This is a genomic window from Pseudoalteromonas sp. CNC9-20, assembly GCF_022347875.1.
Classification (GTDB): Bacteria; Pseudomonadota; Gammaproteobacteria; order Enterobacterales; family Alteromonadaceae; genus Pseudoalteromonas; species Pseudoalteromonas ruthenica.
This window is the reverse complement of sequence record NZ_JAKRFS010000001.1, coordinates 375,346-395,026: the sequence shown is the minus strand read 5'-3', so window position 1 is coordinate 395,026 and position 19,681 is coordinate 375,346. Positions and strand designations below refer to the sequence as shown.

Annotated in this window: 18 protein-coding genes; 7 read left to right on the top strand and 11 right to left on the bottom strand. The window is 47.0% G+C overall.

The window, feature by feature from the left end:
* Positions 1 to 73: 73 nt before the first annotated feature.
* The 3 genes from MHM89_RS01770 to MHM89_RS01760 are packed head-to-tail and all read right to left on the bottom strand — an operon-like array spanning position 74 to position 2,875.
* Positions 74 to 1,282 carry an ABC transporter permease gene (locus MHM89_RS01770; protein ID WP_239407930.1) on the bottom strand — a complete coding sequence of 403 codons (1,209 nt, stop codon included), beginning with the start codon at positions 1,280 to 1,282 and terminating at the stop codon, positions 74 to 76.
* Complete coding sequence (locus MHM89_RS01765; protein WP_045978335.1) at positions 1,275 to 2,066, bottom strand: ATP-binding cassette domain-containing protein; 792 nt, start codon at positions 2,064 to 2,066, stop codon at positions 1,275 to 1,277. The genes MHM89_RS01770 and MHM89_RS01765 overlap by 8 nt, the downstream gene beginning before the upstream one ends.
* On the bottom strand, positions 2,066 to 2,875 hold the full coding sequence (locus tag MHM89_RS01760; protein WP_152440804.1) for a DUF3025 domain-containing protein: 810 nt from the start codon (positions 2,873 to 2,875) through the stop codon (positions 2,066 to 2,068). Before MHM89_RS01760 ends, MHM89_RS01765 begins: the two co-directional genes overlap by 1 nt.
* Before the next feature lie 108 nt (positions 2,876 to 2,983).
* Here MHM89_RS01760 and MHM89_RS01755 point away from each other — a divergent pair, with 108 nt between their 5' ends.
* Complete coding sequence (locus MHM89_RS01755; RefSeq protein ID WP_235418966.1) at positions 2,984 to 4,612, top strand: M28 family metallopeptidase; 1,629 nt, start codon at positions 2,984 to 2,986, stop codon at positions 4,610 to 4,612.
* A gap of 61 nt (positions 4,613 to 4,673) precedes the next feature.
* The gene (locus MHM89_RS01750) at positions 4,674 to 5,849 is read left to right on the top strand and encodes a putative manganese transporter (RefSeq protein ID WP_239407929.1); all 1,176 of its coding nucleotides are present in this window, start codon (positions 4,674 to 4,676) and stop codon (positions 5,847 to 5,849) included.
* A 42-nt stretch (positions 5,850 to 5,891) separates the two neighbouring features.
* On the opposite strand, the gene MHM89_RS01745 is transcribed toward MHM89_RS01750, so the two are convergent.
* From MHM89_RS01745 to seqA, 7 genes are all read right to left on the bottom strand, one after another.
* Entirely contained in the window at positions 5,892 to 6,257 is a 366-nt protein-coding gene (locus MHM89_RS01745) for a DUF805 domain-containing protein (protein ID WP_022946553.1), read from the bottom strand.
* A gap of 166 nt (positions 6,258 to 6,423) precedes the next feature.
* Complete coding sequence (locus MHM89_RS01740; RefSeq protein ID WP_239407928.1) at positions 6,424 to 8,001, bottom strand: dihydrolipoyllysine-residue acetyltransferase; 1,578 nt, start codon at positions 7,999 to 8,001, stop codon at positions 6,424 to 6,426.
* Positions 8,002 to 8,011: 10 nt separating this feature from the next.
* Positions 8,012 to 8,989: a transketolase C-terminal domain-containing protein gene (locus MHM89_RS01735; protein ID WP_022946551.1), complete on the bottom strand. Its 978-nt coding sequence runs from the start codon at positions 8,987 to 8,989 to the stop codon at positions 8,012 to 8,014.
* Positions 8,989 to 10,206, bottom strand: coding sequence for a thiamine pyrophosphate-dependent dehydrogenase E1 component subunit alpha (locus tag MHM89_RS01730; RefSeq protein WP_022946550.1), 1,218 nt, complete (start codon positions 10,204 to 10,206; stop codon positions 8,989 to 8,991). The genes MHM89_RS01735 and MHM89_RS01730 overlap by 1 nt, the downstream gene beginning before the upstream one ends.
* 291 nt (positions 10,207 to 10,497) lie before the next feature.
* Positions 10,498 to 11,532, bottom strand: coding sequence for a succinylglutamate desuccinylase (gene astE, locus MHM89_RS01725; RefSeq protein WP_239407927.1), 1,035 nt, complete (start codon positions 11,530 to 11,532; stop codon positions 10,498 to 10,500).
* Between the two features lie 95 nt (positions 11,533 to 11,627).
* Positions 11,628 to 13,268 (bottom strand): phosphoglucomutase (alpha-D-glucose-1,6-bisphosphate-dependent), encoded by a 1,641-nt coding sequence (gene pgm, locus MHM89_RS01720; RefSeq protein ID WP_239407926.1) that lies wholly within the window; start codon positions 13,266 to 13,268, stop codon positions 11,628 to 11,630.
* A 10-nt stretch (positions 13,269 to 13,278) separates the two neighbouring features.
* The gene (seqA, locus tag MHM89_RS01715) at positions 13,279 to 13,824 is read right to left on the bottom strand and encodes a replication initiation negative regulator SeqA (RefSeq protein ID WP_239407925.1); all 546 of its coding nucleotides are present in this window, start codon (positions 13,822 to 13,824) and stop codon (positions 13,279 to 13,281) included.
* Positions 13,825 to 14,006: 182 nt separating this feature from the next.
* Between seqA and MHM89_RS01710 the strand changes: the two genes are divergently transcribed.
* The 5 genes from MHM89_RS01710 (at position 14,007) to fur (ending at position 16,537) form a co-directional block, all read left to right on the top strand.
* The gene (locus tag MHM89_RS01710; RefSeq protein WP_151172658.1) at positions 14,007 to 14,783 is read left to right on the top strand and encodes an alpha/beta fold hydrolase; all 777 of its coding nucleotides are present in this window, start codon (positions 14,007 to 14,009) and stop codon (positions 14,781 to 14,783) included.
* Between the two features lie 125 nt (positions 14,784 to 14,908).
* A complete protein-coding gene (locus tag MHM89_RS01705) occupies positions 14,909 to 15,130 on the top strand; it encodes a DUF2788 domain-containing protein (protein ID WP_022946545.1) in 222 nt (73 codons plus the stop codon).
* A 2-nt stretch (positions 15,131 to 15,132) separates the two neighbouring features.
* A complete protein-coding gene (gene ybfE, locus MHM89_RS01700; RefSeq protein ID WP_022946544.1) occupies positions 15,133 to 15,411 on the top strand; it encodes a LexA regulated protein in 279 nt (92 codons plus the stop codon).
* A gap of 14 nt (positions 15,412 to 15,425) precedes the next feature.
* On the top strand, positions 15,426 to 15,953 hold the full coding sequence (gene fldA / locus MHM89_RS01695) for a flavodoxin FldA (RefSeq protein WP_022946543.1): 528 nt from the start codon (positions 15,426 to 15,428) through the stop codon (positions 15,951 to 15,953).
* A 137-nt stretch (positions 15,954 to 16,090) separates the two neighbouring features.
* A complete protein-coding gene (gene fur / locus MHM89_RS01690; RefSeq protein WP_022946542.1) occupies positions 16,091 to 16,537 on the top strand; it encodes a ferric iron uptake transcriptional regulator in 447 nt (148 codons plus the stop codon).
* 52 nt (positions 16,538 to 16,589) lie between these two features.
* On the opposite strand, the gene MHM89_RS01685 is transcribed toward fur, so the two are convergent.
* Positions 16,590 to 19,394, bottom strand: a complete 2,805-nt coding sequence (locus MHM89_RS01685; protein ID WP_239407924.1) for a collagenase — start codon at positions 19,392 to 19,394, stop codon at positions 16,590 to 16,592.
* Between the last annotated feature and the right edge of the window lie 287 nt (positions 19,395 to 19,681).

Below are 19,681 nucleotides of genomic sequence, written 5' to 3'. Positions count from 1 at the left end.
AGTGCTGAGTATAGAAGGAACGCCTTATATAGATATTACATCGGGTAACAATTAGTTAACCAAATTACCTAATTTAGCGAAACAACACATCCTCTTTATTAAACCAGTAGGTACAAAATGCCAGTAACGCCCCGGCAAGCACCACGGTGGCTGCAAAGATAAGTCCCACTAAGCCCAAATCAACTGTGCCTTTAATGATCTCTTTGATAGCCAAGCATATATTAGTGATAGGGATCAGCGCTGTTTTAGCGGTCAATTCCATATTCGGCATGATGGCGACAATGATAGGGATGAACACTAAAAATGACAGCGGCGACATGTAGTTTTGTGCTTCTTTAAAGCTGCGCGCATAAATAGAAATGGTCAGCGCTAAAGAGCCAAAAATCGCGGCAACCGGAATTAAGAGCAACAAAATCAATAATAAGTCGGTCACCATTACCGTACCAAAGGCTTCTTTAAGCATATCAAGCTCAATAAATTGCCCTGCTAGGGTGATCCATAAGCCAAAACTGAGCACTGTGACCATGGCACTGGTAATGCCACTGCAAAATACCGTTAAGAATTTACCGAGCACCACTTGAGTACGTGATAGAGGCGTCAATAACAGGGTTTCCAGAGTACCGCGTTCTTTTTCACCGGCCCCTAAGTCAATGGCTGGATACATAGCGCCCGTCAGCACTAAAGGTAGCAGCAGATAAGGGATATAGGCACCGATTTTTTCACCGAGATTCTCGCGCTGATCGGCGGTATTGACCTTCTCAAGCTCAATGGGCTGTAGCAACGCCGCCTGGGCATCTTCACTGACCCCAAGCTCAATAAGCTTGGCACTTTGTAGTTGCTGCGCGTATTTGTCCGCCACTTCTTTCAAGTTGGTAAATAAGAAGTTGATGGTTTGCGCATCATTAAATATAACTTGCCAGGTGCTTTGCTCACCGTTATCCAGCGCACCTTGTGCATCCTGTGGAATGTAAATACCGACATCGATGGTCCCGGCTTCCACCGCCGCTTTTAAGTCTTCAATGCTCTGGTATGAATGCTTTTGTTCAAGCTCTTTAAAGCTTTTATGAAAAAAGACTTCCTTCGCGAAAGGCTCTGCATATTGCGCATTAACGATGGCATATGTGTGTACTTCCTGCTTGGCCTCTAGCGCGGCCTGCGATGCTAAAAAGCCAATAAGCGCAAAAATTATCGGAAAAATAAGCAGCGGCAGCGCAACCACGAACATCAGCGTTTTTCTATCGCGTAACAGCTCTTTTATTTCCTTTAAAAATACTTCATACATGGCGATGATCCTCAAGAATATTCATAAACGCGTCGTTCAGGGCTGTCGCGCGCCCTTGCTCGCTAAACTGCGCTAAGGTGCCGTCAAAGCAAGTGACCCCTAAGTCAATGACACTGACACGGTCACACAATAACGCAACCTCATCGAGATGATGGGTCGAGAAAATCACTGGTGTGCCCTGCTCTTTAAGGCCTTTAATAAAGTTAATCACCGTTTGCGTGGTCATAATATCTAAGCCTGTGGTGGGCTCATCCAATATCACCACATCGGGCTTATGTACCACGGCTCTGGCGATATTGGTTTTTTGCTTCATTCCAGTAGACAGGTTATCGGCTCGTTTATCCAAAAAGCTGTGCATATCCAATAAGGTAAATAGCTCTTCACAACGCTCAGCGAGCGCCGAACCTCTCAGACCATGGAGTTTGGCGAAGTACTCAACATTTTCTTTCGCTGTTAAGCGCCCATATAAGCCGGTTGACCCCGAGAGAAAACCAATGGCTTTGCGCCCCGCTAAGGGCTTTTTAACCGCGTCCACGCCATTGACTTCAATGCTTCCCGAGTCGGGCTTTAATGCGGTTGATAGCATTCGTAGCGTGGTGGTTTTACCGGCGCCATTAGGCCCAAGTAACCCCAGTACTTCACCTTGATTGCAATGAAAGCTGACATCGCGAACCGAATGGAAAAAGTCTTTGTCTTCACGTGGATCTTGCTGCGACTCTTTGACGTTTTTCTTATGGTCTTTGGTGAGTTTGAACTTTTTCTGTAGCCCATTCACTCTTATCATTATTTTGTGTTCCTTCGTTTTGGTCGAAAGTAGTCCGTATTGGCATAAAAATTTGGGTCGACATTATCGTCATACCATCCCGGTACCCCGAGCAAGGGAAGCGGGGATAGCTGCGAGTTATCAGCCAACACATTTTGTTCGGCTATCATCTCATATAGGCGCGCATCGAGGTAGCGGTATTGGGCACTTAAATCTTTACAAAATATATCAGCGTCAACGTCGATAAATAACGCTTTCCCCGTTAAGCCAATAAACGGCTGTGTCAGCATTTCATAATTAGCATGACCAAAGGTATAGGCACGAATGCTATGTTGCCACTGCTCTTTGCGCTCTACAAACACCTCCTGCCACTGGTGTTGGCGAAAGGCGGTTATCCAACTGGGGTCACTCACCGCTAATACCACGGCACATTCATCAAATAAGGTCAGTGCATTACGGGTTTTACTGCGCTTAGAGCAGGTTTGCAGGGCCATTTCCTCAATATGTAAGCGATTGAGTAAGGCCTTGGTTTTAGGAAATAGCCGCCATATATAGGCACCAAACAGATCATGCCAGTTTTCGCTGCGCGTGGGGACTTTGCCAGTTTCATAAATGAATTGCTCATAATAGCGCCCATCCAGTTCAAACTCGCTATTGGCTATAAATTCTATGGCCAAACCTTGGGCATTCACCAATTGATGTTGGTTTAACTCACTTAAACTCGGCCAGTCGCGATATTGCTCTAAAGCAAACAGGGCGTTGAGGTGGGCAAATGCACCACCTTGTAAACAATCAGTGCGCCACTGTGGATAGGGGGTAAAACGTTTCATTACTGCTTATTTTAACCGTCAATTTTGCCTAGTTTAGCGCAAAAACTGGTGTAATTTCATCGCTATCCTTATACTGGCTGTCGTCTTATAGCAATGAAATGAATAAATATGAAACGCTATTTCCCACTGACTTTACTTGCCGGCGGCATCCTTGCTGGCTGTGCAAGCACACAAATTACTGAACAAGACGTTATGGCGGGCTGGAACAGCATCAATGCTGAACAACTCGCGCAGCACGTTAAAACACTGGCTTCCGATGAATTTGGCGGACGTGCTCCGTCAACCAAAGGCGAAGAGCTTACGCTGGCTTATCTCACCGAACAATTTACGGCCCTAGGCTTTAAGCCCGGCAATGGTGATAGCTTCTTACAAGAAGTGCCGCTGGTGTCGATTGAAGCGGACCCCAATATGACCCTTAATATTGGTGGTAAAGACTACCAATATAAAAAAGACATGGTCATGGGGACCAGCCGTATTAGTGCTAAAGAAGCCATCAACGATTCTGAGCTGGTATTTGTTGGCTATGGTGTGAATGCCCCAGAATATGGCTGGAACGACTATGAAGGCCTTGATGTAAAAGGCAAGACCGTAGTGATGCTAGTTAACGACCCAGGATTTGCGACCAAAGATCCGGAGTTGTTCACCGGCGATGCCATGACCTACTATGGCCGCTGGACATATAAATACGAAGAAGCAAGCCGCCAAGGCGCTGCTGGTGCTATTATTGTGCACGAGACCGCACCTGCATCTTACCCGTGGTCGGTGGTCGAAAACTCGTGGAGCGGCCCCCAGTTTGGTTTCCAAAAAGATAACAACAATATGGACCGCGTAGCGGTTGAAGGCTGGGTGACTGTGGATGTAGCCAAAGAGCTATTCGCAAAAGCCGGTCTGGATTTTGACCAAGCTAAGCAACGCGCAAGCGAAGGTGCTTACCATGTTGATATGGGCGATTTAACTGCCAGCGTTGAAGTAAACAGCGAAATCAAAAAATCGATTTCCTATAACTTTATCGCCACGCTACCGGGCAGCACGAAACCTGATGAGCACGTTATCTACTCCGCGCACTGGGATCACTTAGGAACCGATAAGAATCGTAAGGGCGACCAGATTTATAATGGCGCACATGATAATGCCACCGGTACTGGCGGTATGATTGAAGTCGCTGAAGCCTTTGCCACATTGCCCAAAAACCCAGACCGTTCGATGACGTTTTTAGCCGTTACTGCTGAAGAGCAAGGTCTGTTAGGGGCAAAATACTATGCTGCTAACCCGGTTATCGATATCGATAAAACCGTTGCCAATATCAATATGGACAGCTTGAACCTACTCGGTAAGGTTAAAGACATCAGCGTTGTGGGCATGGGTAAGTCTGAACTTGATGATATGCTAAGCGAAGCCGCTAAAATGCAGCAGCGTAGTGTGTCTGGTGACCCTAAACCAAGCTCAGGTGGGTATTATCGCTCTGATCACTTTGCCTTTGCCAACATGGGTGTGCCAGCGATGTACGCCGGGGGCGGCAGTGAGCCTGCAGATGCGCAAACAGCTAAGTACCGTAAACGTATGGGCCTAGTGTTGCGCGGCTGTTATCACCAGCCTTGCGATCGCTACCGCGATGAATGGGATTTATCCGGTGCAGTACAGGATTTGCAGCTGTTCTATAAAGTGGGCTATGACATCTCACAGCAAAGCGAATGGCCGCAGTGGTATGCAGACGCGGAATTCCAAAGATCTAAATAGGTTTAATTATCATTTAGATTAAACTATAGTGTAACCTAGTTTATGATCTAGGTTACACATTATGCCCGTATCGACTCTCTCACCCTGTGTTCTTACAACCAATTGGATGAAAGTCATTAATAAACGGTTATTTTTCCCTCTTGGTTTGGCGCTACTGTTGGCCTTACCTAGCACCCGCGAACTGACGTTAACGGCGCTCAGTGATGCGTTCTTTCAGGTCAGTGTCTTTGTCGCTGCTACCCTACTGCTCTACTACCTGCTGATAAAGCGTTATCCTTTACTGGAATTAGGCCAGTTTTCTCAGCGTTACCCTAAATTTGAAGTGTTATTCGCGGCGTTCTTAGGCGCGTTGCCTGGCTGTGGTGGCGCCATTATTGTCGTAACCCAATTTACCCGGGGGCAAGTCAGTTTCGGTGCCGTTGTTGCGGTGTTAAGCGCCACAATGGGGGATGCTGCCTTTTTGCTCTTGGCAGCCAGTCCTTTTGATGCCCTGTTAGTCCTTGCTATTAGCTTGGTGGCGGGCACGTTAATGGGCACGCTAGTTAATAAAATACACGCTGATATCGAATTTCACCATAAAAAACCAGACCCCGATGTATTGCAAGGCAAGCCTGCAAGCCCGTTACTGATGGCGACAAAGCAAATATGGATATGGGCATTACCATTGCTATTACTTGTTGCCCTCGTTTTGGCGTTTAATATCGAGCCGGCAACCCTATTCCAAGGTGCCGATACCATGGTGCTGTATGGCGGTAGTTTTTTAGCGGTGGCGTCGATGCTGGTGTGGGCGCTCACCAAAAATGAGGGTAATTATCAATCTATTGCCTGTGAAGACTGTCCGCCCGAGCCAGAATCTGCAACTCTTAAGGCTATACAAGATACCCACTTTATTACTGTATGGGTGGTGGCTGCGTTTATTACGTTTGAACTTGTCAGCACTCTCGCAGGGCTTGATTTAGCGGTATGGTTTAATCAGTATGCGCTATGGACACCCTTAATCGCTGCGCTGATTGGTTTAATTCCTGGTTGTGGCCCGCAGATTGTTGTCACTGGCCTATACCTTCAAGGCGGGCTCCCATTCAGTGCCTTGTTAGCCAATGCCATCTCAAATGATGGGGATGCCTTATTCCCTGCCATCGCCCTGTCACCCAAGGCCGCATTTATTGCTACAGTCTATACCTTGATACCGGCGCTCGTTTTAGGCTATGGCTGGTATTTTATAAACCTGTGGACATAAAAAAAGCCGGTACTAAACCGGCTCTATATATCTCGTAATCGATTAGGCAGTGGCGCCTTCGATATCACCTTCTTTAGGGTTTGCACCCCAATCGTTGTCACCTTCTTGGCTGTCTTGCGCAAGGAAGATAATAACTACGATAAAACCGATAATTGGAATAAGGTAAAGTAGTTGCCACCAACCAGAACGGCCAGTATCGTGTAAGCGACGAGCACCCGCAGCTAAACTTGGAACAAGTAGCACTAACGAGTAGATTGAACCGATAAAAGCCGTGCCTAAAACGCCATCAATCACCGCAGTAACGATGCTAAAGATGAAGTTGAATAAAAAGAACATCCAGTAAGCTTTACGACGGATACGGCCTTTAAAATCAGCAAAGCGTTGAAACGCTTCAATATAATAGTTCATCACTATTTTCCTATTAGTTATTTTGAAATTCCTTTGTCCTGAGCGATGTACGTCAGAGCAAGCCACCTTTGCAGCGCAAAAGTTAGGATAATAATAGAGGAAAATGGCTATAAAAAAAACTAGCCGGAGCTAGTTTTTTCAGTTTTTGTTCAGCTAATTGGACCAGTTAGCGCATTGCCATCAGCATTTTACTTGGCTGCTCTAGGAAATCTTTCCATAAATTATTAAAACGGGCGATGGTGCCGCCATCAATTACACGGTGATCCCCTGACCAACTGACCTGCATTATTGCACGCGCTTCAACATCACCGGCTTCGTTAAAACGCGGCAATTGCTGTACTTTACCAAGGGCTACAATGGCTACTTCAGGCTTATTGATAATCGGTGTGGCTGTCGTGCCGCCAATAGCACCGATGTTAGAAATAGAGATAGTCCCTGATTTCAAATCGGCTGGCGCTACACGCCCTTCTCGGGCACTGTCAGTAAGGCGAGTTACTTCGTTAGCGACATCAACAATCGATTTGCTCTGCACTTGTTTTACATTCGGTACCAGCAATCCAAGTTTAGAATCAACGGCCATGCCAATGTTGTGGTCATCGAAATAAGTTAACTCGGTACACTCATCATTGACTTGCGCGTTTAGCACCGGGAATTCTTGCATCGCCAGTGATAGCGCCTTGATGAAAAATGGCATCATAGTTAACTTCACGCCTTGCTGCTTATACTGCTCTTTGAGCGTTCCGCGCAATGCGATTAAGTCCGTAAGGTCGATTTCGTCACTGTATGTAAAGTGCGGAATAGTGGAAACCGACGCCGACATCTGCTTCGCCATGGCCGCTTTCATACCTTTGATCGGCTCTACACGAGACCCGCCACTTTGTTGATTGGCGTTACTCGATGTAGTGTTGCTCGGCCCTTGCTGCGAAGCACTTTGCGCTGTGTCACCAGATGCCAAGAAGCGTTCAATGTCTTCTTTGTATACACGGCCATTTTTACCGCTGCCAGGAACTTTGCTGATGTCAATATCATGCTCACGCGCACGGCGACGCACAGCCGGTGATGCTAATGCTTTTCCTTGGGCAACAGAGGTGTCAGTGTTAGCCTTTGAAGCTGCTTCATTGTGCTGTGATTGCGCTGCCGAGTCGGTGCTCTCGCTACGTTGCTCGGCGTGTGCCGAACCGGCAATTTCCATTTGGAATAGCGGGCTGTGCACCTTAGCAATATCACCCTTTTGATAATAGAGCTTCACCACTTGACCGTCGTACTTAGCAGGGATTTGTACCAACGCCTTATCGGTCATCACATCACATACCGCTTGGTCTTCTTTAATGGTATCGCCTTCACTCACCAACCATTCAACTATTTCACATTCGACAATGCCCTCGCCAATATCAGGCAAGATAAAGTCCTCGCGCTGAGTACCCGCGCTGTTAGACGTTGCACTCGCTTGCTTTACTTCGGGCTCTTGTTCGGTACTTTGCGCCTTGGAGCTGTCTTCTTGCTCGCCGTTTACATTCATTGCAAACAATGGTTGATGCACTTTAGCAATATCCCCTTTGGCATAATAAAGCTCAGTGATCACGCCATCATGTACCGCAGGGATTTGCACTAGGGCTTTGTCAGTCATGACATCGCAAATGGGTTGATCTTCTTTGACTTCGTCACCGACGGCCACCAACCACTCAACCACTTCACATTCAACAATGCCTTCACCAATATCTGGTAAAATAAAATCTTTTGCCATGATTATCCCCTTAAAACTCAACCGCGTTTTTAATGGCTTCGAATACCTTCAGCGCATCTGGAATATATTCTTTTTCTAATGCTAATGGATACGGTGTATCCAAGCCACACACACGCGTGATGGGTGATTCCAAGTAAAGGAAGCATTGTTGCTGGATGGTCGCCACAATCTCGGCGCCAAAACCGTTAGTAATAGGCGCTTCATGACTCACCACGAGTCGACCTGTCTTTTTCACAGACTCAGCAACGGTATCGACGTCCCAAGGAAGGATGCTGCGCAAGTCTATCAGCTCCACACTGATCCCCTGCTCTTTAGCTTTCTCAGCCGCTGCTGCAATGATTTCCATCTGTGCACCCCAGGCCAATACAGTCACGTCTTTACCTTCTTGCACCACTTCGGCTTTGCCCAGCTCAATGGTGTAATCTTCCTCAGGCACTTCGCCTGTAGAGGCCCGATAGAGACGCTTTGGTTCGAAGAACAGCACTGGGTTGTCATCTTTGATGGCAGCGCGCAGTAAGCCTTTGGCTTGGTATGGGTTACGCGGTACTACAATCTTTAACCCCGGGGTGTGAGCAAAATACGCTTCAGGCGATTGCGAGTGGTATAAACCACCGGCAATGCCACCACCATAAGGTGTACGAATGGTAAGATTACCGACATTAAACTCGTTACCGCTGCGGTAACGGAACTTCGCTGACTCATTAACGATTTGGTCAAAGGCAGGGAAAATGTAATCCGCAAATTGAATTTCAGCAATCGCTGGCGCACCAAACGCAGCTAAACCATTGGCGAATCCCGCAATCCCTTGTTCGGTTAGCGGCGTGTTGAATACCCGGTGTTTCCCGTATTTCTCTTGTAATCCGGACGTGGCCCGAAATACACCGCCAAAGTAGCCAACATCCTCACCGAAAATACAGGCATGGTCGTGCTCTGCCATGGTGATATCCAACGCCGAGTTGATAGCATGAAGCATGTTCATTGTTTTCATTATTTCAATCTCCCTGCTGTTGTTGGATAGGCATCGGGGTACTTCTTAATATGAGTCTTTAATTCATTGTATTGCTTTTCAAGACTCGGGATGGGCGTGTCATACACGTCGCTAATAAGGTCTTCCAACGGTGGCTTAGCCACTTTCTCTGCCGCCTTTAATGCTTCAAGAATTTGCTCACGCACTTTCTCTTTAACTTGCTCGTCTTCTTGTTCATCAAGCCAGCCTTTACTCAGCAACCAATTGCGAAAACGTGCGACTGGACAGTTTTCACGAAAGCCCGCTTCTTCATCTTTAGAGCGGTAGCCGCTCGGGTCATCCGAAGTTGAGTGCGCCCCTAAACGGTAAGCGAGGGATTCAATTAGCACAGGTTCACCGGTTTCGGTGGCAATTTCACGTGCCTTTTTGGTCGCCGCATAAACGGCTAAGGCATCGGCTCCATCTACACGGATAGCTTTAATACCATAACCCACACCACGCGATGCAATACCGTCGCCGGCAAACTGCTCATCGGCTGGAGTGGAAATCGCATAACCGTTGTTACGAGCAAAAAACAGCACTGGCGCTTTATGTACAGCGGCCATATTTAACCCGGCATGAAAATCACCCTCTGATGCCGCCCCTTCGCCAAAATAGCAAATGGTGACATTATCAATAGTGCTATCGAGCTCGCCGGAGTCTTTGTTGACGTGCTTCAGTTTCTGTCCATAAGCATACCCAGTCGCTTGTGGGATTTGCGTGCCCAGCGGTGACGAAATGGTCATGTAGTTGAGCTCACGTGAGCCATAATGGATTGGCATTTGGCGACCTTTACCCAAGTCCTGCTCGTTGGAGAACATCTGATTCATGAACTGCTCTAGGGTAAAACCTCGGTAGCGTAGTGCCGCCTGCTCACGATACTGCGCCATGATCATATCATTATCATCAAGCGCCGCCGCACTGGCGGTTACCGCAGCTTCCTCACCTAAACACTGCATATAAAAGCTGACACGCCCTTGGCGTTGTGCTGCTTGCATACGCTCGTCTAAGGCACGAATGAAGCGCATGGTATCGTATATTTTTAGCGCTGTTTGCTTATCAATTTCTGGCTCTTTTGCACCCTCAAGCACACTACCTTGTTCACTAAGAACGCGATAAGTAGGCACATCGAGGCCATGGCCATCAATAAATTCTAGTTCGTGATTAATATTCAACGAAACATTATTGGGGTTAGTCATAACCTTCCCTTCTGTTGTTGTCACCAAGCTAAGCGTTGAGATGTTGTTATTGTTGCTTTGCTGAAAGACTAACTTGCAATAGTTAGTCTTTCAGTTAGTAAATAGTGGTCTAAATCTTCCACTACACGCGCTTAGTTTAAATTATGCTGCCGCCACTTTACGTCAACGTAAAGGTATATTCAACTAATGATAGCCGAATATTCACATCATTGAGAATGGGGCCTTGGCAAGTTCCGTGTACGCTCCGTAACGTATTGAAATAAATGGATATTACGGAGCGAAGTGGTCGGATCAGATGAACTCATCGGTGAGTTTTGTGGGGACAACTGTGAGCAAAGCTCGTTGCCCCAATGCGACTTTAGCGTTAGGGAAAATAATCGCCTCACCCTCTACCTCGGCACGAATTTCTTGCTCACCATCATGACCTAATAATTCACCTTTGGCGAAGCCAGTGAAATTAGGCACATCGTCGGCAAAGGTAAAGCTGAAATCTTCATGATGGCGATTAATGGTGCGATAAACCGAAAATAACTCAACATCATCCGCATGAAGTTCAGGGTAAGTCACGGTTTCTTGCGTGATCAATGCCTCAAGGGTGGCTTTGGCTTTAGCGAAACGGCTCATGTCGTTGTCACCAAAAGGACGCACTTTCCCTAATTCAATAGTGAACGCATCTGCATCAAAATGACGGGAAGAAAAATAACTGAAGGTGGATGCGGGTTCAGACATTAGCAACACCGTTTGTACACCACAACTAAGCAAAAACTGTAGTTGTTCGCGTTTATGGGGTTTACCATGTAAAAACGGATACACCGCAAATTTCTCGTTCTTGGAGTCGCGAATCGCGGTATGCAGGTCATAATGTGCACGATAGCGCCCTTGCCCCGCCATGGTAAAGAACTGCTCTACATAGTGTTCAAGCTTTTTCGCGCGCTGACGCTCAGGGTTATCTACTCCACCCTCGCTGTGCTTGCCGCAGAACAGACGATTAAGGTTTTCATCGACAAAACGCTGGCCAATATTAATTGATTTCGGATTACCAAAAATGAACAGCACACGGTGAGTTAAAGTAATGTGTTCAGCGATAATGGCTTTGATCAGTTGATCACAAATTTCTATAGGCGCAGTTTCATTGCCATGCACGGCACTGGAGAAAACAAAATCCTTATCACCGTATTGCGCTGGAGTGAATTCAATGACTCCTGTGTCAAGGACCTTTACAATTGTGCCATTATCAAGCGTGAACTGCTCTGGCGGCAGATTGAATTCATTTTCACGGGTTATGCTAAGGAAGTCACCGGTCTCTTTCAGACGCTGTAAATACATAGTACACCTTTATTGTGAGAGCTTCGCCGCCTATCGGCAGCGTTATCAAGATAAACAGTAAAAAGCCAGTCGAACGACTGGCTTATATGAGCGGGTTAAGCAATGGCGTTATCAACCAACGCCTTGGCTGCTTGTTCTAATTGTTGTAAATGTTCTTCACCTTGGAAGGACTCAAGGTAAATCTTGTAAATGTCTTCGGTGCCCGACGGTCTGGCCGCAAACCAGCCATTTTCAGTCACTACTTTTAGACCACCAATCGGAGCATCATTGCCTGGCGCATGAGTCAGCTTGGCTGTGATCGCATCTCCGGCCAGTTCAGTGGCCGTGATGACCTCAGCACTGAGTGCTTTCAGTTTCGCTTTTTGCTCACTATTAGCAGGGGCGTCAATGCGTTTGTACACAGGCTCACCAAATTTTGCCACTAGCTGCTGATAGTACTGCGAAGGCGTTTTGCCGGTAACGGCGAGAATCTCAGCAGCAAGTAACCCCATAACAAATCCGTCTTTATCGGTGTTCCATACCGAGCCATCTAAGCGTAGATACGAAGCTCCGGCACTTTCTTCACCGCCAAAGCACAATTCACTGCTGTGCAAACCATCAACAAACCATTTAAAGCCCACAGGGACTTCAAACAAGGTTTTACCGTGGCTTTGTACCACTTTATCAATCATCGCACTGGAAACCAGGGTTTTACCGACTTTCACATCGCCCGGCCACGCGCTGCGATGAGTCAATAGGTAATCAATAGCGACGGCAAGAAAGTGGTTGGGGTTCATCAACCCGTCTGGGGTAACAATACCGTGGCGGTCATAATCTGGGTCGTTACCAATGCCAATATCGAAGCGGTCTTTTAGTGCGACCAAATTGGTCATCGCATAAGGGGATGAGCAATCCATTCGGATTTTGCCATCTTTATCTTGTGGCATAAACGCAAAACGAGGGTCTATCGCGTCGTTCACAACCGTGAGGTTTAATCCGTATTGCTTGGCAATATGCGGCCAATAATGAATTCCCGAACCACCGAGGGGGTCGATTCCTATGGTGATCCCTGATTTGGCGATCGCGTGCATATCAACGACATTGGCTAAATCAGCAACAAATGGGGTTATTAAGTCCACGTATTTGATAAAACCAGAGCGCACAGCCTTAGCAAAGGGGAAAAGCTCCACTTCCACCAGATCTTCAATGAGTAACTGATTCGCTCTATCTTCAATCCATTTTGTGGCGTTGGTATCGGCAGGCCCACCATTGGGTGGATTATATTTAAAACCACCATCTTGAGGTGGATTATGTGAGGGCGTCACCACAATGCCGTCAGCCAATTCATGTGGGTGGGCTTTATTGTGGCTCACTACCGCATGGCTTATCACCGGAGTGGGCGTAAAGTCATCGTCTTGCTGGGTAATGATTTGCACTTCGTTGGCGACCAATACCTCAATGGCAGAATTAAACGCCGACTCCGACAACGCATGCGTATCTTTGCCTAAAAACAGTGGCCCGAAAATATTCTCTTTTTTGCGGTAATCACAAATAGCCTGGGTAATAGCCAAAATGTGAGATTCATTAAATTGCGTATTAAAAGAACAACCACGATGACCGGAAGTACCAAATGCGACCCGGTGCTCTGGAAATTGCTCCACATCAGGCTCGTTGAGATAATAAGCGCTCATTAATTTAGGTACATTAACAAGATCGGCTTGCTTGGCGAGTTTTCCGGCATTGGGGTGAAGGGCCATACCTGATTCCTTATAAATAGTCGCGAATAGTTTCTGCTTGCTCTTTAGTGTAACCCAGCTCTAACGCCGCTTCATGCAACATCATTTTCTTACGGGTGGTATTAGAGTTGGTCATTACCCAAAAAGGACTGTCATCGATATTCTTTGGGTTTAGACTGCTACCACTGGCCTGCAACTCCTCTTTACTTTTACCAAAGTATCGACGGTCACGGCCTTTAATATTCAGTACGCGGTGGAATGTGGTTTTATGGGTGCGGTGCAGCGCTGCAAGAATAAACAAGAAGCGGCCAACAACGCCCTTTTGCATCGCCAGTTCTTCTTTATTAAGAATGTCGAACACGCTGGCTTGGTTATCATCAGCTTCAGCCATGGGCTGCGCTTGCTGCTCCTCGGGCTCATCGCTTACATCGGTTTCTACAGTGGCTGGCGCAGCTATGGGCGCTGCGCTTTGCAAATTCAATAAACGACGCAAAATCTCAGAGGCACTTTCGCCAATGCTTTGGGTATTGCTGGCAATATATTGGTATAGCTCGTCGTCTATTTCTATTTTTTTCATGATATTCCTGTCATTACTGCCAAGTTTACAAATGCTTTGCAGAATTATACCCAAGTTACCTGAATAAGCTAGGGGGCGTGCCCTGTATAGGCCCTTAGCAACTGAGCAGTGTTTGACCAAGTGTTGCATTGCGCGCGCCCAGTGGGCACAATTTACCTACTTTCATCGATGATAACGTGTTTATGTTACTAAATTATCAAAGCAGCTCTGAGGCGCCAAAAAATGCGCCCACTGTGATTGTTATTCATGGTTTATTTGGCTCATTAGATAATCTTAAAGTCGTTGCCAGAGCCCTCAGTGAGCAGTTTCATGTAATTAACGTGGACGTGCGCAATCACGGTCAATCTTTTCACAGCGAGACCATGACCTACCCGGCTATGGCTGAGGACATTATTGCGCTGATGGATGAGCTGGAGATCGCGCAAGCGCACATTGTGGGTCATTCCATGGGCGGCAAGGTGGCTATGCAAGTAGCAATAGATGCACCCGAGCGCGTCAGCAAGCTCGTTGTACTTGACGTGGCTCCAGTGAGTTACCACTCCCGTCATGACGCCATTTTTCAAGCGCTTGAAGGCGTTGCCAGTGCATCGGTTAGCTCACGTTCGCAAGCGGATGAGTTAATGAGTGAATACATAGCCACACCGGGTGTACGCCAGTTTTTGGCTAAAAGTTTGAAAAAAACCGACAAAGGCTCCCTAGAATGGCAATTTAATTTGCCAGTGCTAAAACAGCAATATGCAAATATCCTATCGCAGCCAGTTGTAAATGATTCTTGTTTGTGTGATACACTGTTCGTTAAAGGTGGCGACTCAGATTATATTTTGCCTGAGCACAAAGAACAGATCATGACCCTGTTCCCGAATGCCAAAGCAAAAGTAATTCAAGGCACCGGACATTGGCTACACGCTGAAAAACCGGCAGCAGTAAATAAATCCATCGTTGATTTTTTAACACGTTAATCCATATCAATAGTATGGGCGTAATTTAGGGTTAGTATAACGGAGGCTAAAAGCCTCAATATCACCTAAATTATTGGATTTTTCTGTGCTACAATGCGCGCCGTTTTACAGATAGGTAGCAGTCAATGGTCGACCAATTAATCAATGAGATCGATACCCTCGGGTTATATTTTGGCCTTGCTGGCATCTTTTTTTTCATCGGCATGGCAATTCAAGACGTACTTAAAAAAGGCGATGTGCCTAAATTTGGTCGTTATATTGTCTGGCTTGTGTTGTTTTTAGGCTGTTCCGGCTTTATCGCCAAAGGGCTTATTCAAGTCTTCTGGCAAGGAGCAGGTGTGGGTTAACCATGGCCAAGTCAGAGCTAGATAGAACCACGCTCGATTTATTCGAGTATGAGCGACGCCCGGGTCGTCCAAAAACTAACCCGCTCCCTCGGGAGTTACAACTGAAAGTAAATAAGCGTAACCAGCTCAAGCGCGATAAAGCGCGGGGCTTGAAACGCGTCGAATTTAAAGTTTCATCAGAGCTGTATCAAGCATTAAATGATATGGCAGATGCGCAGAATATTAGCCGTAGTGCGTTGATTGAAACCATTTTGCAAGAACGATTGGCTATAGATACATAAAAGGTTATTTATTCATGGCAAGTGTAGGTATATTTTTTGGTAGTGATACGGGTAACACTGAGCACGTTGCAAAAATGATCCAAAAAGAGCTCGGCAAGAACATGGTAGCCGTGCACGACATCGCGAAAAGCAGCAAAGAAGAGATTGCAGAGTTTGACCTGCTGCTCTTTGGTATCCCCACATGGTACTACGGCGAAGCGCAGTGTGACTGGGATGACTTTTTCCCTGAACTAGAAGAAATCGACTTTGACGGCAAGCTATGTGCTATCTTTGGTTGTGGTGATCAAGAAGATTACGCCGAGTACTTCCTTGATGCCATGGGCATGGTCAACGACATTATCACCGAGCGTGGTGCTATTGTAGTCGGTAATTGGCCTACCGAAGGCTATGATTTTGAAGCATCAAAAGGGCTGGTTGATGACGAGCATTTCGTTGGCTTGGGCATTGATGAAGACCGTCAACCAGAGCTGACCGATGAGCGTGTGAAAACCTGGTGTAAGCAGATTTTTGATGAAATGTGCCTAGCAGAACTTGCCGACTAAGAACAAAAACGCTAAGGGTAACTTGGCTTTACACTTGATAGTAAAGCACGTTATTCTTAGCCATTATTATGCGTCGCACGCACCGCTTGCTGTCCCTTAGCGGTGCAACCAAGAATCTAAAATCGAGAACAAGTTGAATGACTGATCATAATCTAGAGCTTAAAAAAGCGGGCTTAAAGGTCACGCTACCGCGTATTAAAATCCTAGAAATCCTCCAGTCTCCGGATAACCAGCACATCAGTGCCGAGGACGTCTACAAAATCCTGCTTGATAACAGCGAAGAGATCGGTCTGGCTACTGTTTATCGCGTTTTAAACCAGTTCGATGATGCTGGCATTGTCACCCGCCACCACTTCGAAGGCGGCAAATCGGTATTTGAATTGGCCGGCTCTACGCACCACGACCATTTAGTGTGTTTAAAATGTGGTCGAGTGATCGAGTTTGAAGACGACATGATTGAACGTCGTCAGGTAGAAATCGCAGAAGAAAACGGCATTACGCTAACTAATCACTCACTCTATCTATACGGCGAGTGTAAAGATGTTGAAGCGTGTAAGAACTACGCCGAGATGAGCAATAACTAATTGCTAATATGAAAAAAACCTGCGCTAACGCAGGTTTTTTTGTGTCTTTAGTTTACTGACAATGGCCCTCATCAATACTGAGTTTCAAGCTCGCTCCAGCGCTGTTGCCAGATACTTTTAAATACCCCCAGTAGTTGCTTTGACCACTCACCGATAAACACTCCACGTTTCCTGATGTATCGCTGCGGGCCTCAACATTGCTGCCATTGGGCCAGCCTTGGTTGGCATATTCCAGCATTAAATCGCCACTGCCATGGGCCGTTTCGATACGCACACTTTGCGCTGCGGCGACATTTTCAATACTAAACCACATCGGTGCCTGCGCACCTAAGCAGATAGTCTCACCGGCCACTAAGCGACCATCAGTACGCGGTCCTTGTTGCGCGCACATATCATCGATGTGAGAAGGCGCCTGATAGCTGGCTGTTAGGCTCACATCCGCAAACGCATTATACCCTCTGACCATGATATACACTTCACTGGTCGCGCTACCTAGATTGAGCTGGCATTGTTCCTCATTACCACCAATATACGGACGACAGTCAAACTCGCCTGTGGTGGGGGCTTGCTGTTCACGAACATAAAGGTCAGCATCACCACTGCCTCCTGAAAGGATCACATCAAGCGCTGAAGTGCCTTGCGGCAATGTGATACGGAACACTTGCTCGCTATCTTGTGCACCACTGATAGACACGCTTTGCCCATTGCTCAGCTCAGTAATACCGCCGCTGCTATCGGCCTCAATGGTAATACTGTGACTAACACTGTGGCTCAGGCCCTGCTCATCACTCACACTCAAGGTCACGATGTAACTTCCCGGCTGATTATAGCTATGCTGTGCAATAGCCCCTCGCCCTGATGTGCCATCGCCAAAATCCCAAAGATAGCTTGCGATAGCGCCTTCGCTGTCGCTGCTCGCACTGCCATCAAAGCTCACACTTTGATTCACAACCCCGGTATCGAGGGCGTTAATACGGGCCGTTGGCGCGGTATTGTTCTCGCCACCAGCGAGCGCTTGTGTCCAAGTCGTGAATTCATTGCCATAACTCGCCGCCCAGCTATTCATTTGGCTTTGATAGCCTTGCCAGTTGCCCTGGCGAGTATTCGTTAGCATGTTGGCCAACTCGCTGCGGTGACGCTCAAACATAAAGCGCACCCCCAAGTATCCCCAGCGATAAATTCTATCTTGGTCAAAACCGGCATACGTGGTGGCAAACACCTCGCCTAATTGGTAAGTGCTGCCATCTTTTATGGTCTCAATTGCAGCGCTGTTGTCCTCAAGTAACGAGACATATTCAGCCACTCCCTCACTCCACCAAACTATATCGGCTGTTGGGGCGTTAAAATCACCATAAAGATTAAAGCGCCCGTCTAAGTAGTGAACATATTCATGCTCTAAATTCCAGACATAGTGGTCAGCGTTGGCATAGCTGGCCTCGTAAGCAACAAAGTTGGCCTGATTGTCAGGGTTGCTTGGATCCCCCTCTAAATACATACCGCCATTGTTGGTATCGATGCCAAAAATAACCCCAGCATATTTTTTATAATCGTCGCTGCTATTGAACACATTCACCTGTAAGAAGGAGTTCAAATCATCGGCAACAGGTTGATTATTAGTGGCTAACTTGTCGTGGAACACCCCTTCTTCGTAAGCCATTTTTTCACAGGCTGCTTGTTGTTGGCTGGCACTTAATTGCTGTGCACGAATGCGAATGGTGTCACTGCACTGGTGAATTTGACCCAATACCTGCTGCTCAACCTGTGCTTTAAAACCACATACCTCAAACTGCGCGCAGGCACCGTAGTAATCGACGATGTCGGCTGCGCCTAACCAGAGGGCATCACCGTAGCCAACCATGTTATAACGGGCAAATAGTGCGCTAAGCTGCTTATCGGCCTCATCTTCAATTGGCTCGCCGCTGTGCATTTTTAACCGCGCTAACTCCCTTGCCGCGTTGGTGATCAGATATTCGCTGTCGCTACCTATCATCCAGGTTTGCGCTGTGAACTCACCTAACAGTCGTGCCAGCTCGGTATCGGTTTTTGCCAGCGCCATGAATTCATCATTCCATTGACCTCGGAACAAAATGGTAAAAATACCATTTACCGCCGAGCGCATATGCCAGCTATTACCATAACTTTGGTCCCAACGACTTAGCCATTGTTTAACTTGCGGTAAGTAGCGATGCTGTAATTCAGCGCTATCCATAGTGATGATCACTTCACTAAGCGTCTTGCCATGGGCGTCGCTGTTGGCATAAAAGTGGGTATTGGCAACAAAGGCATCCAGTGCTTGCTGGGTCGCCTCAGTTGCAGCTGGCGATAAACTTACCTGATCGTTATAGAACTCGACATAGAAGCCAGCGCGCAGAAACAAAAATAGCGCTTCCAAATCAGCACTGCCTTGGCCGTTATAATTGCTGGCAAGCACAAGCGCCCTATCAGCAACTGCTAACATTTTACCATCAGTAACAATTTGTCCAGCGACTTCATTGCTGGCACTAAATAGCGCGTTGACGCAATCCACACCCTGGCTGGTCACTTGCTCGGCGATGGTGGCGCTCGACGCGTCAGCCAATTGCTGCAGGGCACACTGCGCACTCGCATCTGCCATCAAGCTAGAATGTGAAAGCTCATTCACTAAATGGATTGAAGAAAGCTGCGTTTGCCTATCAGCCGTTGGCGGCGCCACATGTTGCCTCTGCTGGTCCGCCTCATGGGCAACGGCCAATGAATGCTGTGCACTTATAGGTTTAAACAATCGCTTGCCATCACTGGTGCCCGGGTGTGCGCTAACGTGGCCAGCTACGCAGCCAAGCGTAACCATCAGTGCCGACGTAATTGCTGATTTTCTCATAATGTACCTTTTCTGGGTTGATTGAACTCGCGGCAAAGTTAACATTTAGTTAATAATGTATACAATATATTTTATATTCGTTGTGGTTATATCGTTAGATTCAAATTCCCTTTTTTGATTACAAGCAACATGTTAGGGGCCATTGCTCGCTGCGAGCCGAGCTGCAAGATGCCAAGCGTATGGGTCGGAACAATAAAGAGAAGAAAATATGACAATGACGGAAATGGACGTCCCGGTTTTTATATATTGACTATACTCAGGGCTAGCGACCATGTAGGTCGCATTAT

Excerpts from the sequence above, each read along its gene's own strand:
- MHM89_RS01770 (WP_239407930.1), bottom strand. The coding sequence starts at position 1,282 with ATGTATGAAGTATTTTTAAAGGAAATAAAAGAGCTGTTACGCGATAGA.
- MHM89_RS01765 (WP_045978335.1), bottom strand. The coding sequence starts at position 2,066 with ATGATAAGAGTGAATGGGCTACAGAAAAAGTTCAAACTCACCAAAGAC.
- MHM89_RS01760 (WP_152440804.1), bottom strand. The coding sequence starts at position 2,875 with ATGAAACGTTTTACCCCCTATCCACAGTGGCGCACTGATTGTTTACAA.
- MHM89_RS01755 (WP_235418966.1), top strand. The coding sequence starts at position 2,984 with ATGAAACGCTATTTCCCACTGACTTTACTTGCCGGCGGCATCCTTGCT.
- MHM89_RS01750 (WP_239407929.1), top strand. The coding sequence starts at position 4,674 with ATGCCCGTATCGACTCTCTCACCCTGTGTTCTTACAACCAATTGGATG.
- MHM89_RS01745 (WP_022946553.1), bottom strand. The coding sequence starts at position 6,257 with ATGAACTATTATATTGAAGCGTTTCAACGCTTTGCTGATTTTAAAGGC.
- MHM89_RS01740 (WP_239407928.1), bottom strand. The coding sequence starts at position 8,001 with ATGGCAAAAGATTTTATTTTACCAGATATTGGTGAAGGCATTGTTGAA.
- MHM89_RS01735 (WP_022946551.1), bottom strand. The coding sequence starts at position 8,989 with ATGAAAACAATGAACATGCTTCATGCTATCAACTCGGCGTTGGATATC.
- MHM89_RS01730 (WP_022946550.1), bottom strand. The coding sequence starts at position 10,206 with ATGACTAACCCCAATAATGTTTCGTTGAATATTAATCACGAACTAGAA.
- astE (WP_239407927.1), bottom strand. The coding sequence starts at position 11,532 with ATGTATTTACAGCGTCTGAAAGAGACCGGTGACTTCCTTAGCATAACC.
- pgm (WP_239407926.1), bottom strand. The coding sequence starts at position 13,268 with ATGGCCCTTCACCCCAATGCCGGAAAACTCGCCAAGCAAGCCGATCTT.
- seqA (WP_239407925.1), bottom strand. The coding sequence starts at position 13,824 with ATGAAAAAAATAGAAATAGACGACGAGCTATACCAATATATTGCCAGC.
- MHM89_RS01710 (WP_151172658.1), top strand. The coding sequence starts at position 14,007 with ATGTTACTAAATTATCAAAGCAGCTCTGAGGCGCCAAAAAATGCGCCC.
- MHM89_RS01705 (WP_022946545.1), top strand. The coding sequence starts at position 14,909 with ATGGTCGACCAATTAATCAATGAGATCGATACCCTCGGGTTATATTTT.
- ybfE (WP_022946544.1), top strand. The coding sequence starts at position 15,133 with ATGGCCAAGTCAGAGCTAGATAGAACCACGCTCGATTTATTCGAGTAT.
- fldA (WP_022946543.1), top strand. The coding sequence starts at position 15,426 with ATGGCAAGTGTAGGTATATTTTTTGGTAGTGATACGGGTAACACTGAG.
- fur (WP_022946542.1), top strand. The coding sequence starts at position 16,091 with ATGACTGATCATAATCTAGAGCTTAAAAAAGCGGGCTTAAAGGTCACG.
- MHM89_RS01685 (WP_239407924.1), bottom strand. The coding sequence starts at position 19,394 with ATGAGAAAATCAGCAATTACGTCGGCACTGATGGTTACGCTTGGCTGC.